Source organism: Catellatospora sp. KI3 (assembly GCF_029948125.1).
Taxonomy (GTDB): Bacteria; Actinomycetota; Actinomycetes; order Mycobacteriales; family Micromonosporaceae; genus Catellatospora.
On sequence record NZ_JASAMB010000007.1, the window covers coordinates 162,152 to 178,657 of the forward strand.

The 16,506-nt window shown below is 72.7% G+C and carries 15 protein-coding genes; 10 read left to right on the forward strand and 5 right to left on the reverse strand.

Annotation, left to right across the window (positions count from 1 at the left end; genetic code table 11):
* The first annotated feature begins 142 nt into the window (after nucleotides 1-142).
* Nucleotides 143-523 carry an STAS domain-containing protein gene (locus tag QEZ54_RS14205; RefSeq protein ID WP_281305049.1) on the forward strand — a complete coding sequence of 127 codons (381 nt, stop codon included), beginning with the start codon at nucleotides 143-145 and terminating at the stop codon, nucleotides 521-523.
* Nucleotides 524-548: 25 nt separating this feature from the next.
* Here the strand turns inward: QEZ54_RS14205 and QEZ54_RS14210 are convergent, their stop codons facing one another.
* Complete coding sequence (locus QEZ54_RS14210; protein ID WP_281305050.1) at nucleotides 549-1,286, reverse strand: SDR family oxidoreductase; 738 nt, start codon at nucleotides 1,284-1,286, stop codon at nucleotides 549-551.
* On the reverse strand, nucleotides 1,279-2,586 hold the full coding sequence (locus tag QEZ54_RS14215) for an enolase C-terminal domain-like protein (protein ID WP_281305051.1): 1,308 nt from the start codon (nucleotides 2,584-2,586) through the stop codon (nucleotides 1,279-1,281). Before QEZ54_RS14215 ends, QEZ54_RS14210 begins: the two co-directional genes overlap by 8 nt.
* Nucleotides 2,587-2,703: 117 nt before the next feature.
* Here QEZ54_RS14215 and QEZ54_RS14220 point away from each other — a divergent pair, with 117 nt between their 5' ends.
* From QEZ54_RS14220 to QEZ54_RS14240, 5 genes are all read left to right on the forward strand, one after another.
* Nucleotides 2,704-3,384: a (Fe-S)-binding protein gene (locus QEZ54_RS14220; protein WP_281305052.1), complete on the forward strand. Its 681-nt coding sequence runs from the start codon at nucleotides 2,704-2,706 to the stop codon at nucleotides 3,382-3,384.
* Complete coding sequence (locus tag QEZ54_RS14225; RefSeq protein ID WP_281305053.1) at nucleotides 3,381-4,811, forward strand: lactate utilization protein B; 1,431 nt, start codon at nucleotides 3,381-3,383, stop codon at nucleotides 4,809-4,811. The genes QEZ54_RS14220 and QEZ54_RS14225 overlap by 4 nt, the downstream gene beginning before the upstream one ends.
* A complete protein-coding gene (locus tag QEZ54_RS14230) occupies nucleotides 4,801-5,331 on the forward strand; it encodes an LUD domain-containing protein (protein ID WP_281305054.1) in 531 nt (176 codons plus the stop codon). The genes QEZ54_RS14225 and QEZ54_RS14230 overlap by 11 nt, the downstream gene beginning before the upstream one ends.
* Entirely contained in the window at nucleotides 5,328-6,305 is a 978-nt protein-coding gene (locus QEZ54_RS14235; protein WP_281305055.1) for an aldo/keto reductase, read from the forward strand. Before QEZ54_RS14230 ends, QEZ54_RS14235 begins: the two co-directional genes overlap by 4 nt.
* An 86-nt stretch (nucleotides 6,306-6,391) precedes the next feature.
* Nucleotides 6,392-7,312, forward strand: a complete 921-nt coding sequence (locus tag QEZ54_RS14240) for a hypothetical protein (RefSeq protein ID WP_281305056.1) — start codon at nucleotides 6,392-6,394, stop codon at nucleotides 7,310-7,312.
* Nucleotides 7,313-7,361: 49 nt separating this feature from the next.
* Here the strand turns inward: QEZ54_RS14240 and QEZ54_RS14245 are convergent, their stop codons facing one another.
* The gene (locus QEZ54_RS14245) at nucleotides 7,362-8,825 is read right to left on the reverse strand and encodes an ATP-binding protein (RefSeq protein ID WP_281305057.1); all 1,464 of its coding nucleotides are present in this window, start codon (nucleotides 8,823-8,825) and stop codon (nucleotides 7,362-7,364) included.
* Nucleotides 8,822-10,480: an FAD-dependent oxidoreductase gene (locus tag QEZ54_RS14250; RefSeq protein ID WP_281305058.1), complete on the reverse strand. Its 1,659-nt coding sequence runs from the start codon at nucleotides 10,478-10,480 to the stop codon at nucleotides 8,822-8,824. The genes QEZ54_RS14245 and QEZ54_RS14250 overlap by 4 nt, the downstream gene beginning before the upstream one ends.
* Before the next feature lie 143 nt (nucleotides 10,481-10,623).
* Between QEZ54_RS14250 and QEZ54_RS14255 the strand changes: the two genes are divergently transcribed.
* Nucleotides 10,624-11,511 carry a hypothetical protein gene (locus QEZ54_RS14255; RefSeq protein WP_281305059.1) on the forward strand — a complete coding sequence of 296 codons (888 nt, stop codon included), beginning with the start codon at nucleotides 10,624-10,626 and terminating at the stop codon, nucleotides 11,509-11,511.
* Nucleotides 11,512-11,650: 139 nt separating this feature from the next.
* Complete coding sequence (locus tag QEZ54_RS14260; protein WP_281305060.1) at nucleotides 11,651-12,358, forward strand: hypothetical protein; 708 nt, start codon at nucleotides 11,651-11,653, stop codon at nucleotides 12,356-12,358.
* A 134-nt stretch (nucleotides 12,359-12,492) separates the two neighbouring features.
* On the opposite strand, the gene QEZ54_RS14265 is transcribed toward QEZ54_RS14260, so the two are convergent.
* The gene (locus QEZ54_RS14265) at nucleotides 12,493-13,023 is read right to left on the reverse strand and encodes a hypothetical protein (protein WP_281305061.1); all 531 of its coding nucleotides are present in this window, start codon (nucleotides 13,021-13,023) and stop codon (nucleotides 12,493-12,495) included.
* Nucleotides 13,024-13,298: 275 nt separating this feature from the next.
* Between QEZ54_RS14265 and QEZ54_RS14270 the strand changes: the two genes are divergently transcribed.
* Together QEZ54_RS14270 and QEZ54_RS14275 are read left to right on the forward strand one after the other, a co-directional pair.
* A complete protein-coding gene (locus tag QEZ54_RS14270; RefSeq protein ID WP_281305062.1) occupies nucleotides 13,299-15,953 on the forward strand; it encodes a discoidin domain-containing protein in 2,655 nt (884 codons plus the stop codon).
* 152 nt (nucleotides 15,954-16,105) lie between these two features.
* Entirely contained in the window at nucleotides 16,106-16,465 is a 360-nt protein-coding gene (locus QEZ54_RS14275; protein ID WP_281305063.1) for a GNAT family N-acetyltransferase, read from the forward strand.
* Nucleotides 16,466-16,506 lie beyond the last annotated feature (41 nt).

Below are 16,506 nucleotides of genomic sequence, written 5' to 3' on the forward strand. Positions count from 1 at the left end.
CGGCGACCGGTTGCGCGGTATCGATGAGACGAGGCACCCGAATACTCTGTGAGAGCGCCCCTTGACGCACCCCGCCCCGTGACCGGTCGTGACCGCGGTCGTTGCTGGACGGGGCGCCTCTTCCACACCTGGCGGTGAGCCGATGACAGTGAAGATCGTGCAGCGCGACGACCTAGGCGTGGTCGTGGTCGAACTGATCGGGGAGCTCGACCTCGACAGCGCGCCCATGCTGCGCGCGGTGCTCAGCGACCTGCTCGACCGCGGCCGGTTCCGGATCGTGGTCGACGCGGGCGAGCTGCGCTTCTGCGACTCGGTCGGCCTGTCGGCCCTGCTGCTGTCGCATCGTGCCTGCGCCGCGCAGGGCGGCTTCCTGCGCCTGGCCCGGGTGGGGGAGCTGCTGGCGAACCTGCTCGGCATGGTCGGCCTGTCCGAGGTGCTGACCTGCTACGACTCGGTGGCCGGAGCGGCGGCCGGTGACCCGGGCCGGCGCTCGGTGCTGCCGGTCCGGCACCGCCTGCACTGAACCCGGGACCGTGCCGTCCGGGGCGTCAGCGGACCAGGCGCAGCCCCGACATGCCGCCGTCGACCGCCAGGGACGTGCCGGTGGTCGCGCCGGAGCGGGGCGAGGCCAGGTACGCCACCGCCTCGGCCACCTCGGCGGCGGTGACCAGGCGACCGGTGGGCTGCCGGGCGGCCAGCCGCCGCTTCTCCTCGACCGGGTCGGCCGCGTTCGCCAGCAGCCGGGCCACCCACGGCGTGTCCACGGTGCCGGGGGCGACCGCGCACACGCGTACCCCGTCGGCGACCAGGTCGGCGGCCATGGCCAGGGTCAGCGCGTGCACCGCGCCCTTGGTCGCCGCGTAGACCGCCCGGTTGACCAGGCCCGCCCCGGCGGCGATGGACGAGATGTTCACGATCACGCCGCTGCCCGAGCGGCGCAGGTGCGGCAGCGCGGCGCGGCTGGCGCGGGCGACGCCGACCACGTTGACGTCGAGGCAGCGGTGCCACTCGTCGTCGCCGGCCTGCTCGACCGTGCCGACGGCGCTGACGCCCGCGCAGTTCACCAGGATGTCCAGGCCGCCCAGTGCGAGCGCGACCCGGTCCATGGCGTCCTCCAGCGGCGCCGTCACGTCGGCGAACACCGGCAGGTGCCGCTGCGGGGTGCCGGGCTCGCGGTCGAGGACCGCCACCCGGGCGCCCCGGTCGGCGAGCAGGTCGGCGCAGGCGGCGCCGATGCCGGAGGCGCCGCCGGTGACGGCGGCGACCAGGCCTGCGAAGTCAGTCATGCTTCCACTCCGGACCGTCGGGGAACTCGAATCGGGTCAGCGACTCCTCGTGCATGCGCGCCGAGAAGCCGGGGGCGGTGGGGGCGGCGTAGCGGCCGCCGGTGACGAGGACCGGGTCGGTGAAGTGCTCGTGCAGGTGGTCCACGTATTCGATCATGCGGCCGTCGAGGCTCGCCGAGACCGAGGTGTAGTCGAAGAACGAGAAGTGCTGCACCAGCTCGCACAGGCCGACCCCGCCCGCGTGCGGGCACACCGGCTTGCCGTACGCGGCGGCCAGCAGCAGGATCGCCAGGTTCTCGTTCACGCCGCCGACCCGGGCGGAGTCGATCTGGACCACGTCGACCGCGTCGGCCTGCAGCAGCTGCTTGAACATGACCCGGTTGTGCACGTGCTCGCCGGTGGCGACCCGGATCGGCCGCCCGCCGGGGCCGGCCGCGGCCAGCGCGGTGCGGATCGCGGCGTGGCCGAGGATCTCGTCGGGGCTGGTCGGCTCCTCGATCCAGTACGGGTCCAGGTGCGCCAGCGCCGTCATCCAGTCGACCGCCTCACCCACGCCCCAGCGCTGGTTGGCGTCGACGGCGATGGGGAAGCCCGCGCCCAGCGCCTGCCGCGCGGCGGTGAACCGGCGCAGGTCGTCGCCGAGGTCCGCGCCGACCTTGAGCTTGACCATGCCGAACCCGTCGGCGGCGGCGCGCAGGGCGCGGCGGGTGACCTTGGCGTCGTCGTAGCCGAGCCAGCCCGCCGAGGTGGTGTAGGCGGGGTAGCCGCTGGCCTCGATCGCGGCGGCGCGCTCGGCGCGGCCGGGTGCCCGCTCGGTGAGCAGGTCGAGGGCGGCGGCCGGGGTGAGCGCGTCGGTGAGGTAGCGCCAGTCCACGCAGTCGACCAGGGCGGCCGGGGGCATCGCGGTGAGGAACTTCCACAGCGGCAGCCCGGCGCGGCGGGCGGCCAGGTCCCAGGCGGCGTTGATGACCGCGCCCGCGGCCAGGTGCACCACGCCCTTCTCCGGGCCGAGCCAGCGCAGCTGCGAGTCGTGGGTGAGCCGGCGGCCGAACTCGCCGAGGTCGAGGCTGTCCAGATCCTGGCCGATCACGTACGGTCGAAGCGCTTCGATGGCGGCCGCGCAGATGTCGTTGCCGCGCCCGATCGTGAAGGTGAACCCGTGGCCGTGGTCCGCACCGTCGGTGAGGAGTTCGACGTACGCCGCCGAGTAGTCGGGGTCGGGGTTCATCGCGTCGGAGCCGTCGAGGGAGTGCGAGGTGGGGAAGCGGATGTCGCGTACGCGCAGGTCGAGAACCTTCATCGGTCCCTGCCCGCAGGCTGCTGGTCGGTCATCTCGTGGCTCCTTTCGCCTACATCATGGATCCTATAGGATCGGACGGCAAGAGCGGAACCCGCGTCCAGAGAGGAGCCAGGCGCTGTGCGTATCGCGCTGCTCGTGACGTGTCTCAACGAGGCACTCTTCCCACGGGCCGGGATGGCGGTCGTGACCGTGCTGGAACGGCTGGGCCACACCGTGGCGTTCCCGCCGGAGCAGACCTGCTGCGGCCAACTGCACGCCAACACCGGCTACGCCGCCCCCGCCCGCGAGCTGGAGCGGCACACCGAGGCGGCCTTCGCCGGGCACGACGTCATCGTCACCCCGTCCGGCTCCTGCGCCGCCCACCTGCGCGCCCACACCGAGCTGCCCGTGTACGAGCTGTCCGAGCTGCTCGTCGACGTGCTCGGGGTGACCGACGTGGGCGCCCGCTTCCCGCACCGGGTCACCTACCACCCGACCTGCCACGGCCTGCGCATGCTGCGCCTGGGCGACCGCCCGCAGCGGCTGCTGCGCGCGGTGTCCGGGCTGGAGCTGGTCGACCTGCCCGAACCCGAGCAGTGCTGCGGCTTCGGCGGCACCTTCGCGCTCAAGAACCCCGGCGTCTCCGGGGCGATGCTCGCCGACAAGTGCGCCAACGCCGTGTCCACCGGCGCGGAGTACCTGGCCGCCGCCGACAACTCGTGCCTGGCCCACATCGGCGGCGGCCTGGCCCGCCGCCCCGGCGCCCCGAAGCCCGTCCACTACGCCGAGATCCTGGCCGGCACGGGAGCCGCCGCATGAGCAGGCACCTGCCGATCGTGGCCGTGACGCCGTTCCCGGCCGCCGCCGCGCACGAGCTGAAGGACGCGCAGCTGCGCGCCAACCTCGGCCGGGCCACCCGGACCATCCGCGACAAGCGGGCCCGCGTGGTGGCCGAGGTGCCCGACTGGGAGGAGCTGCGCGAGCGGGCGGCGCGTACCAAGGACGAGGTGCTGGACCGGCTGCCCGAGCTGCTGGCGCGGTTCGAGCGGGCCGCGGCGGCGGCGGGGGCGAGCGTGCACCACGCGGCCGACGCGGCGGCCGCCAACGCGATCGTGGCCGAGCTGGTCCGGGCCCAGGGCGCCGACCGGGTTGTGAAGATCAAGTCGATGGCGACGCAGGAGATCGGGCTCAACGAGGCCCTGGCCGAGGCCGGGATCACCGCGATCGAGACCGACCTGGCCGAGCTGATCGTGCAGCTGGCCGACGACACCCCGTCGCACATCCTGGTCCCGGCGATCCACTACAACCGGAGCCAGATCCGCGAGATCTTCGCCGCGCGGATGCCGGGGTTCAGCGCGGAGTCCGACGAGCCCGCCGTGCTCGCGGGCGCGGCCCGGGAGTACCTGCGGCGCACGTTCCTGTCGGCCGAGGTGGCCGTGTGCGGGGCGAACTTCGCCGTGGCCGAGACCGGGTCGCTGGTGATCGTGGAGTCGGAGGGCAACGGGCGGATGTGCCTGACCCTGCCGGGCACCCTCATCGCGGTGGTGGGCGTGGAGAAGCTGCTGCCCCGGATGGCCGACCTCGGCGACTTCCTGCGGCTGCTGCCGCGCTCGTCGACCGGGGAGCGGATGAACCCGTACACCTCGGTGTTCACCGGGGTCACCCCGGACGACGGGCCGCGGCGGCTGCACATCGTGCTGCTGGACAACGGGCGGACGAAGACCGCGCAGGACCCCGTCGGGCGGGCGGCGCTGCGCTGCATCCGCTGCTCGGCCTGCCTCAACGTCTGTCCCGTGTACGAGCGCACCGGCGGCCACGCGTACGGCTCGGTCTACCCCGGACCGATCGGCGCGATCCTGTCGCCGCAGCTCACCGGCCAGGACGCGGGCGCCAACAGCTCGCTGCCGTTCGCCTCGACGCTCTGCGGCGCCTGCTACGACGTCTGCCCCGTGAAGATCGATATCCCGGAGATCCTGGTGCACCTGCGCCAGACCGGGCCCAAGCCCGCCGCCGAACGGGCCGCCATGGCCACACTCAGCTGGGTCATGCGCGACCGCAGGCGCTGGCGGGGGGCCCTGCGCGCGGCCCGCACCGGCGCGGTGCCGCTGCGCGCGCTCACCCGGCGGCGCGGCGGCACCCTGCGGCGCGCCCCGTGGCCGGTGTCGGCCTGGACGGCGCACCGCGACGCGCCGCTGCCCCCGCCCGAGTCCTTCCGCGACTGGTGGAGGCGCACCCATGCTGAGTGAACTGTTCGCCGAGCGGGCCGGGGACTACCGGGCGGGCGTCCACCACTGCACCGAGGCGGAGCTGCCCGGCGTGCTGGCGGGGCTGCTGGCCGGGGCGTCGGCTGTGGTCGTACCCCCGGGGCTGCCGCAGGCGTGGACCCGCGACCTGGCCGGGCCGCAGCTGCCCGACCACGGGCTCACCCCGGCCGACCTGGACGCACCCGGGCTGTCCGTGCTCACCGGCTGCGCCGCCGCGATCGCCGAGACCGGCACCATCGTGCTCGACACCGGCCCCGGCCAGGGCCGCCGCCTGCTCACGCTGGTCCCCGACCACCACGTCTGCGTCGTGTACGACGACCGCGTCGTCGCCGACGTGCCCGACCTGTTCGCGGTCTTGCCTGATCCCACCCGCCCCCTCACGATGATCTCCGGGCCCTCCGCCACCAGCGACATCGAACTCGACCGGGTGGAGGGCGTGCACGGGCCGCGCCGCCTCGACATCGTGTGCGTCCACGCCGACGCCGGGAAGGAACCGCGATGACCGACCCCCTCGCCGCCGTCACCCCGCTCGGGCTCGGCACCGGCCCGCTGGGCAACCTGTACCGGGCCGTCCCCGACGACCGCGCCGCCGCCACGGTCGAGCGGGCCTGGGCCGACGGGGTCCGCTACTTCGACACCGCCCCGCACTACGGCGTCGGCCTGGCCGAACGCCGCCTCGGCCGGGTGCTCGCGCAGCACCCGCGCGATCAGTACGCGCTGTCCACGAAGGTCGGCCGGGTGCTGGTGGACAACCCCGGCGGCGGCAGCGACCTCGACCACGGCTTCGACACCCCGGCCACGCACCGGCGCGTCTGGGACTTCAGCGCCGACGGCGTACGCCGCAGCCTCGACGACAGCCTCACCCGCCTGGGCCACACCCGGATCGACATCGCGCTCCTGCACGACCCCGAGGCCAGCCCCGACCCGGCTGCGGCGCTGCGCGAGGGCTACCCCGCCCTGGCCGCCCTGCGCGCGCAGGGCGTGCTCGGCGCGATCGGCATCGGCACCAACGACCTGGGCCTGCTCGAACGGTTCGCCACCGACACCGACGTGGACGTGCTCATGGTCGCCGGGCGCTACACCCTGCTGGAGCAGCGGGCCCTGGACGCCGTACTGCCCGCCTGCGCCGCGCGCGGCATCCGCGTGCTCAACGCCAGCGTGTTCAACAGCGGCCTGCTCGCCCTGGAGCGCCCCGACGAGACCGCCACCTTCGAGTACGGCCGCGTGCCCGCACCCGTACTCGCCCGCACCCGCGCCATCGCCGCCGTCTGCGCCCGCCACGGCGTCAGCCTGCCCCAGGCCGCGCTCGCCTTCGCCGGGGCGCACCCGGCCGTCGCCTCCGTCGTCATCGGCGCCGACCACCCCGACCACGTCACCCAGGCCGCCGCCCGCATCGCCGCCCCGACCCCGGCCGACCTGTGGGCGGAGCTGACCGCCGAGGGCCTGCTGCGACCCGACGCCCCGGTCCCCGCCTGAACGCGCACCCGTCTTGGCCGGTCGTGAGCCCGGCCAAGTATCCGAATCGGGCTCGGGTCGGTCAGGTCGCTGGCTAGGGTTGACTCATGTCCCGTACTGCGGCTGAAGTCAGTGACGAGGAACGCTTCTCCACCGCTCTCTTCGGCTACTCGATGGACGAGGTGGACGACTTCGTCGCCGACACCGGGCGGCGGGTGCGGCGGATGGCCGCCGAGATCCAGCGGCTCACCGCGGCCGAGGCGGCGCTCGGCGTGGCCCGGATGGAGATCTCGCGGCTGACCGCGCAGCTGGCGCAGGCGGGCCCCCGGCAGACCGTCGGCCCGCGGATCACGGAGATGCTGCGGCTGGCCGATCACGAGGCCCAGGAGATGCGGGCGACGGCGCTGGAGGTGCTGCGCCGGGCGCACGAGCAGGCGCGGGAGATCCGGGCGCAGGCCGAGCGGGAGGCCGAGCAGGCCAAGCGCGACTACGAGACCGCCCTGGCCCTCCGCCGCCGCCAGGACCAGAACGACCCCGCCCACCCCACCACCTCACCGGCACCGGCTGAGCTCGCGTCGGCACCGGCCGAGCTCGCGCCAGCACGGGCTGAGGTCGCGCCGGCACCACCGGCCGAGGTCGCGTCGGCTCCGGCTGAGGTCGCGATGGCGGCAGCCGAGGTCGCGGCAGTGGCGGACGAGGTGGTCGTGCCCGAGGCCGTGGCGGCTGAGGCGGCTGAGGCGGCGCCCGCCCAACCCGCCACCTCGGACGGTCCCAAAAGCCACGAACCGCCCGGCGACGGCGCGGGTGCCAGGGAGGGCGTCCCGCAAGATCCGAAATCGTGGACGCCTGAGGTTGCTATAGCGACACCCAGCGTCCACGAAAACGGATCATCGTCGCCGTCGCCGAACGAAGCCAAGACGCACCAGCACAAGCGCGGCCGCAACGACCGCGGTAGCGGCAGCGGCAGCGGCCAGACCGCGCACACCGAGCACACCTCTACCGGCAGCTCCCGCCGCCGCAACCGCTGACCCCGCATCCGCGCGTCCCGGCGTCCGGCGCGGCGCGGGCGGAGGGGGCTCAGTCCGCCTCGGGATCCACGGGCAGCACCACCCGGAACCGGGTGTCGCCGGGCTGGGACGATACCCGGATGTCGCCGTGGTGCTTGTTGACCACGATCCGGTACGAGATGTCCAGGCCCAGCCCCGTCCCCTCGCCGACGGGCTTGGTGGTGAAGAACGGCTCGAAGATGCGCGGCCGGATGGCCGGGTCGATGCCCGTCCCGGTGTCGCCGACTTCGACGAACAGGCAGTTGCCGTCCTCCCGGCCGGTACGCAGGGTGAGCGTGCCCGCCTCGCCCATCGCCGACAGGGCGTTGTCGATGAGGTTCGTCCAGACCTGGTTCAGCTCCGCGGCGTACCCGGAGATCTTGGGCAGGCTCCGGTCGAACTCCTTGACCACGGCGACCCCCTTCGGGATCTTCGCCTGCATCATCACCAGCGTCGCCTTGAGCAGTTCGTGCAGGTCGACGGTCTGGTACGGCGTCCGGTCCAGCTGCGAGTACTGCTTGGCCGCCGCGACCAGCCCCGAGATCCGGGTGACCGAGTCGTCGATCTCGCCCATCAGCAGCTCGGTGTCCAGCGTGTACGTCAGCCAGCGCACCGCCGACTCCAGGTTGTCGCCGCCCACCGTGTCGGCGACCTTCTCCAGCCACTCCGGGTCGACCCCGCCCGCGACCAGCGTCGGGGCGATGTCCCAGGCTCCGGCGAGGTCGTGCTCCTCCAGCCAGTCGGCCAGGGTGTCCTCGGCGTCGGAGGTCTGCATCGGGGTCAGCTGCGGGGCCGAGGCGATCCGCTTGACCGCCTCCTCCTGCAGGTCGACGAGCTGGCGCAGCTGGCTGCCGTCGAGCCGCCCGTCGGCGATCAGCGCGAGCTTGTGCCGCATCCCGGCGACCCGCTGGCTGAGCGCCGAGGTGGCCCGTACGGCCGCGGCGGCGGGGTTGTTCAGCTCGTGGGTCAGGCCGGCCGACAGCGAGCCCAGCGCCAGCAGCCGCTCCCGCTCGCCGACCACGACCTGCTGGCTGCGCATGCCGAAGAACGCGCCCTCCAGCATGTGCATCGCCATCGGGAACCACTCGCGCATCATCGCGGCGAAGGTGGTGGCGGGCAGCACCAGGAAGTCGGAGTCGACGATGGCGCGCAGCGAGTTCGGGTACACCTGCCTGATCTGGTCGCCCAGGTAGGCCTGGGTGGCACCGGCGTACACGCCGATCTGGTCGGTGCGGTTGGTCTCCAGCTGCTCGCCGTGCACCTGGCGGCTCATCGAGACCGCGCCCGACAGCAGCACGTAGAAGCAGGTGGCGGGGTCGCCCTCGGCGTACACCGGGCCGGCGGTGAAGCGCTCGATCACCCCGTGCTCGATCAGCCAGTCGAGCTGGCCGTCGGCGAGCTTCTCGAACAGGAACAGCGTGCGCAGCCGCTCGCGGGTCAGCCGGTCCGGCAGCGGGGTGCCGCCGCCGCAGGTGGTGGCGTCGGTGCTGGTCATTGTGCCTCCAGGTAGCGGTGCACCAGCGAGATGGCCATGGCGCCCTCGCCGACCGCCGAGGCGACGCGCTTGACCGAGTCGGCGCGCACGTCACCGGCGGCGAAGACGCCCGGCACGCTGCACTCCAGGTGGTACGGGTCGCGCGGCAGGCTCCACCCGGCCGGCCGCTGCCCGCCGTGGGTCAGGTCCGGCCCGGTCAGCACGAAGCCGCGCGGGTCGCGGGTGATGACGCCGTCGAGCCACTCGGTGCGCGGCTCGGCGCCGATCATGATGAACAGCCACTCGGTGTCCACCGTGCGCCGCTCGCCGGTACGGGAGTCGACCAGCGTGATCCGGTCCAGGTGCTCGCCGCCCTCGCTGCCGCAGACCTCGGTGAACGGGTGCACGGTGATGTTCTCGATCGCCTCGATCTGGTCGATCAGGTACTGCGACATCGACCGCTGCAGGCTCTCGGCGCGGATCAGCACGTGCACGCGGCTGGCGTACCGGGAGAAGTAGACCGCGGCCTGGCCGGCCGAGTTGGCGCCGCCGACCAGGTAGACCTCCTGCCCGGCGCAGTTGGCGGCCTCGGTGGCGGCGGAGCCGTAGTAGACGCCGCGCCCGGTCAGGTCGGCGCAGCCGGGCACGTCGAGCATCCGGTACGACACGCCGGTGGCCAGCACCACGCAGTGCGCGGCGATGTGGCTGCCGTCGGCGAAGCGGACCACCCGGGTCGCCCCGGCCTGCTCCAGCGACACCACCTCGCGGGCGCTGAGCAGCTCGGCGCCGAATTTCAGCGCCTGGCGGCGGGCCCGGTCGGTGAGCTGCGCGCCGGAGACGCCGTCGGGGAAGCCGAGGTAGTTCTCGATCCGGCTGCTCTGCCCGGCCTGCCCGCCGGTGGCGCGCCGCTCGACCAGCACCGTGCGCAGGCCCTCGGAGGCGGCGTACACGGCCGCGCCGAGCCCGGCCGGGCCCGCCCCCACCACGATCACGTCGTAGAAGTCAGAGCCGGGGGTGATGGTCAGGCCCGCGCTGCCGGCCAGCTCGGCCTCGCTGGGCTGGACCAGCGTCTTGCCCTCGGCGGTGATCACCAGCGGCACGTCGGCCTCGGTCACCCCGGCCGCGCTGAGCAGTCGCTGCCCCTCCGGGTCCCCGGTGGTCAGCCACCGGTACGGCACCAGGTTGCGGGCCAGGAAGTCGCGCACCTTGTACGACGGCGCCGACCAGCGGTGCCCCACCACCCGGATCTCGGCCGCCGCCGCGTCGGGCGTGGTCTGCCAGGCGTCCAGCAGCGTGTCCACGATCGGGTAGAGGTGCTCCTCGGGCGGGTTCCACGGCTTGAGCAGGTAGTGATCCAGGTCGACCACGTTGATGGCGTTGATCGCCGCGTCGGTGTCCGCGTACGCCGTCAGCAGCACCCGGCGGGCGCGCGGGAACAGGTCCATCGCCGCCTCCAGGAACTGGATGCCGTTCATCTGGGGCATCCGGTAGTCGGCGAGCAGGATCGCCACCTGCTCGCCCCGCAGTTTGATCTCCCGCAGCGCGTCGAGGGCCTCGGCACCGGAGGCGGCGCGCACGATGCGGTAGCGCTCACCGTACTGGCGGCGCAGGTCACGGGCGACCGCTCGCGACACGGCCGCGTCGTCGTCGACGGTCAGGATCGCCGGGTTGGTCATACCCCCCATATAAGCACCACGGGCAGGGCCGCCGCCCGCACAGCCGCTGGTGATCTTCCCGACCGCCCGGCCGCGCGGCCCCTGGGCATACCGTCCGGATTGGACTTGGATCGATGTCATAAGCTGCGACGGGAGGTACGGGGATGAACATTCTCGACGCGCCCCGGGACTACATCCCGGCACTGCTGTTCGGGGCCGACGCCGTAGACGCGGTCACCCGCCCCGGCCACGGCGAGCACGGCGTGCAGAAGCTGCGCGACCCGCTGCACGCCGAACTCGACCGGGTCTGCCACAACTGGGACTGGTGCGACAACGCCATGGACGTCGACCTGGTCGCCACCGGCGCCCTGCGCGCCGTCAACCACTACTGCGCGCTGCGGCGCGCCACCGCCCTGGTGCTGCCCGGCCAGGCGCCGCGGCTGCTGTGGCCCGCCGCCGACGTACGCCTGGCCGCGCTCGCCGAGGCGCTGGAGTTCGCCGGGCACTGCGCCGAGGACGCCTGGCGGCACTCGCTGGACCAGCCGCTGCGCGACTGGTGGCGCGACCGGCTCGCCGCCCTGCTGGCCCCGGTCGCCCCCGGCGAGACCACCCAGGCCCTGGCCGACCGGGTGCAGCGGGCACTGGTGCTGTGCGACCGCTACCGGGTGCTGCGGCACGAGATCTTCCGCAGCCGCCACTCGGTGCGCCCCGGCGAGGCCGAGTGGCTGTCGCCCGAGCCCGGCCTGGTGGTCAAGGCCCCCTTCGACGGGTACGCCCACGGCGACAAGCCCGAGTACCTGCTGCGGCTGCTGCCCGCCCCCGGCGGCGTGCGCGCCGCCGCCGACTTCGTCGTCGCCAACGGGAGCCTGCGCCCGGCGGCCTATCGGGTGGTCGTGTCCAATGCCGACATCGCGGTCCCCGCGGAGCTGCTCGGCGACACCAACTGCCTACTGGAGCTGCGGTCGGCGCTGCTCGCGGCCGGGGTCGCCGTGCCGGTCACCCCGCCGCTGCCCGACGGCCCCTGCCCGCACCAGCGTGACCGGCATCGCTGAGTCTGATCGACGACACAGCGGTGTGGCGTTGACGGCATTCCATTGCCGGTGTCGCACCCGTTACCTAACGTCTGGCGCCGTGGGTATGGAAACGAACATGGCGGAATCGATATCTGTACGTGAATTGATCGGTCGGAACATGCGCTGGCTGCGGCTGGACGCTCGGATCGACCATGAGGAGATCGCGGCGGCCGCCCGCGGTCTCGGGCTCGACTGGAGTGTGTCGTGGCTGGCCTCGGTCGAGCGCGGCACCAAGCCGCTCTCGGCCGAGCAGCTGCTGGTCCTGCCGGTCGTGCTCGGTACGGCGTGTAAGCACCGAGTGGCCATCGCCGACCTGCTGGTCGGCGACGAGGCGCAGGCGCTGATCGGGCCCGCCAAGGAGCAGATCGCGGTCGACGCGGCCAAGGTGCGGGACTCGGCCAGCGGCGCGCCCATGCGGCGCGCGTTCGGCGCCAACAGCATGCCCGCCGAGGCCGCCGCGCAGGAGAGCCCGGTGGAGAAGGCGCGGCGCCGCCAGCGCGACATCATCAGCTCCGGCTTCGGCTGGGTCGACTCGCGGCTGCTGGCCGTCGCCGAGGCCGGCGCCACCGCGGCCGAGGAGCGGCTCGCCCGCAAGCTGGGGGTGCCGGTCGTGGCGGTGGTCGCGGCGGCGGCCACCCTGTGGGGGCGCTCGCTGACCGAGCAGACCGAGGCCGAGCGGGGCAACGGCGAGCCGGTGACGCACGTGAAGAAGCGGCTGACCGGCGAGGTGACCGTCCGCGTCAGCGAGGCGGCCCAGTGGGCCCGCGAAACCGGCGCCGACGGCGCGGGCGACCCCGACCTGGACCGCTTCTCCCTGAACGTCTGACGAGGGCACCGCGCCGCACCGGCCCCTCCTTCCATCGACAGTGGCCTATCTAGAGGACGAATTTGCGGGATTCGACTTCTGGATAGGCCACTGTCGATAAAAGGGCCAGGGGTGGGTGAGGTGCGCCGGGGGCGTCAGCTGGCGCTGGAGCGCATGGCGCGTACGGCGGCGCGCAGGGCCTGGGCCAGGCTGATCGCCTCCAGGGCCGTCATCACGGGGCTGTTCAGCACGAACGAGTACGAGTCCGGCCGGAAGCTCAGCGGCCCCGTCGTCGGCGTGATCCGCCCGACGGGCCGCCCGCCGACCGAGAACTCGAAGTTGCGGTCGGACCACACGCTCGTCTGCCGTACGCCGAGCGTGCGGCCGTTGCCGAGCGTGATCGCCGCCCCGTTGATCGGCCGCCACAGTCCGAGCTTGACGTCCACCACGGTCCGCCCGTCCGGCGTGCGCACCGTCAGCTGCCGCCCGGTCCAGCCCTGGGTGCCGCCCGCCGCGAGCACGGTGCCGCGGACGTCGAGGATCTCGAACCTGCTGTGCAGCGACCACACGTGCCACTGCACGTGCGCGACCGCCTGCCCGCCGGTGTCGAGCACGGGTGAGGTGCCGCTGGTCATCGCCTTGTCCGGGAGCAGCAGCTGTCCCGTGAAGGGTGCGGTCAGACTCATGCGGCCAGCGTAGGCGGCCGCGGCAACCGTCGATGGAGAGCGCTCTCCATCGTAAGCCGCGCGAGGGCCGCCCGAAACCCGGAGAGCGATTTCCACATAGCACGCTCACCGCCGCATCGCGTTGGGACAAAACGGTTTCCTCAAGGACAAGACGGCGGGGGATATTGACGCCGCCGCAACCGGAGCGTAATACTCGGGGACACTTTGGAGAGCGCTCTCCAGTCTGCGCACAGACCCGTTCGCGTCACCCCGTACCCCCGTTCGGAAGGCAGAACATGAGTCCCGAGCCGCTCCCCGGCATCGCGGCGCCGCCCCGGCGCCGCCGCAAACTCCTCGTCGCGACGTCAGCCGCTCTGCTGGCCCTCGTCGGCACCTACGCGTTCGCCGTGCCCGCGGCGCACGCCGCCGACCCCCTGATCTCCGTCGGCAAGACCGCCACCGCCTCCTCGCTGCAGGGCGCCGACCTGCCCGCGAGCAACGCCGTCGACGGCAACGCCGGCACCCGCTGGGGCAGCGCCTGGAGCGACCCGCAGTGGATCCAGATCGACCTGGGCGCCACCGCGGCGATCAGCCAGGTGGTCCTGCAGTGGGAGGGCGCCTCCGCCAAGGCGTTCCAGCTGCAGGTCTCCGGCAACGGCACCAGCTGGACCGACATCTACAGCACCACCACCGGCCCCGGCGGCACGCAGACCCTGGCCGTCTCCGGCTCCGGCCGCTACATCCGCATGTACGGCACCCAGCGCAACTCCGGCTACGGCTACTCCCTGTTCGAGTTCGGCGTGTACGGCGTGATCGGCGGCACCCAGCCCAGCCCCAGCGCCAGCCCCACCCCCAGCACCTCGCCCGGCGCGTGCGCGCTCGCCTCGCAGGGCCGGCCCGCCGCAGCCTCCTCGGCCGAGTCCGGCACCGCGGCCGCCGCGTTCGACGGCAACTCCGGCACCCGCTGGGGCAGCCTGTTCACCGACCCGCAGTGGATCCAGGTCGACCTGGGCAGCACCAAGACCCTGTGCCAGGTGCAGCTGGAGTGGGAGACCGCTTCGGCGAAGGCGTTCCAGCTCCAGGTGTCCAACGACGCCGCGAACTGGACCAGCGTCTACTCGACCACGACCGGCCCCGGCGGCACCCAGAACCTGGCCGTCTCCGGCTCCGGCCGCTACGTGCGGATGTACGGCACCCAGCGCAACACCGGCTACGGCTACTCGCTGTGGGAGTTCAAGGTGTACGCGGGCGGCGTCGTCGTCACCGACCCGGTCGAGCCGACCGACCCGATGAACCCCAACCTCGGCCCGAACACCTTCGTCTATGACCCGTCGACCCCGACGGCCACCATCCAGAGCAAGCTCAACCAGATCTTCACCGAGCAGGAGACCAACCAGTTCGGCGCCAACCGGTACGCGGTGCTGTTCAAGCCGGGCACCTACACCGCCGACGTGAACCTGGGCTTCTACACGCAGGTCGCGGGCCTGGGCTTCTCGCCCGACGACGTGAACCTCAACGGCCACGTGCGGGTCGAGGCGCTGTGGTTCGGCGGCAACGCCACCCAGAACTTCTGGCGTACCGCGGAGAACCTCTCCGTGACGCTGCCCGCGGGCAACACGGTCGAGCGCTGGGCGGTCGCGCAGGCCGCGGCCTACCGGCGGATGCACCTCAAGGGGGCCGGCAACCAGATCCAGCTGTGGAACGGCGGCGACGGCTGGGCCTCCGGCGGCCTGATGGCCGACACCAAGGTCGACGGGCTGGTCTCGTCCGGGTCGCAGCAGCAGTGGTTCTCGCGCAACAGCGAGTTCGGCAGCTGGACCGGCTCGGTGTGGAACATGGTGTTCACCGGCGTCGTCGGCGCCCCGGCGCCGCACTTCCCGAACCCGTCGCACACCGTCGTCACGAACAGCCCGATCGTGCGCGAGAAGCCGTTCCTGTACGTGGACGGCACCGGCACGTACCGCGTGTTCAAGCCCGGCGTGCGCACCAACGCGCAGGGCACCAGCTGGTACAACAAGACGCCGGTCGGCACCTCGATCTCGCTGGCCGACTTCTACGTGGTCCGCCCCGGCGCGACCGCGGCGACCATCAACAACGCGCTGGCGGCGGGCAAGAACCTGCTGTTCACGCCGGGTGTGTACCACCTGAACCAGACGCTGCAGGTCAACCGGGCCGACACGGTCGTGCTGGGCCTGGGCCTGGCCACCCTCATCCCGGACGGCGGCATCACCGCGATCAAGGTCGCCGACGTCGACGGCGTCCAGGTCGCGGGCCTGCTCATCGACGCGGGCACCGCCAACTCGGCGACGCTGATGGAGGTCGGCCCGGCCGGGTCGAACGCGAGCCACGCCGCCAACCCGACCTCGCTGCACGACGTGTACTTCCGCATCGGCGGCGCCGGTGCCGGCAAGGCCACCACCAGCCTGGTAATCAACAGCAACAACGTGATCGGCGACCACATGTGGCTGTGGCGGGCCGACCACGGCACCGGCGTGGGGTGGACCGTCAACACCGCCGACACGGGCCTCATCGTCAACGGCAACGACGTCACCATGTACGGCCTGTTCGTCGAGCACTACCAGAAGTACGAGGTGATCTGGAACGGCAACGGCGGCCGGACGTACTTCTTCCAGAACGAGCTGCCGTACGAGGCCCCGAACCAGGCCGCCTGGATGAACGGCAGCACCCGGGGCTACGCCGCGTACAAGGTCGCCGACTCGGTGACCACGCACGAGGCGTGGGGCGTGGGCTCGTACTGCGTCTTCACCCAGGACCTGTCCATCGTCGGCGAACGAGGCTTCGAAGTCCCGGTGAAGCCCGGCGTCAAGTTCCACAACCTGGTCATCGTCTCCCTCGGCGGCCAGGGCACCATCGCCCACGTCATCAACAACACCGGCGGCCCCGCCAACACCGCCACCCCGACCGTCTACCTCAACGAGTTCTCCGGCTGACCCCGGCCGTACCCCCTGATCCCCGGCGTGCGTCGCAGACCCCCGAGTCGCGGCGCACGCCGGAACCTTCCACCCCGTTGATCATGAACTTATGGCACGGTTCGGCGGCGTGTTCCGTGCACAGCTTCCTGATCGACTCACCTGGGGGCAGGGTGGACGGGCAGATGTACCGGATGGCGCTGCCGGACGGCGAGGCGGTCGGGACCATCGGCTGGTGGGCGCCGGAGTGGCAGGGCGAGACCGGGTACGAGTCCGGCTGGCACATCCTGCCCGGGTTCCAGGGGCGGGGCATCGCCGTGGCCGCCGCCCGGCAGATCGTGGCGATCACGCGGGCCGCCGGCCGATACCGCTGGCTGTGCGCTTTTCCCAGCGTCGACAACCCGGCCTCCAGCGCGATCTGCCGCCGCATCGGCTTCGAACTGGCGGGCGAGTCCGATTTCGAGTACCCCAAGGGCCACCTCATGCGCAGCAACGTCTGGCGCCTCGACCTGCGCGCAACCCAGGGCGGTTAGTCGATCAGGAAGCGGTGCATGGGACACGCCGCCGAACCGTG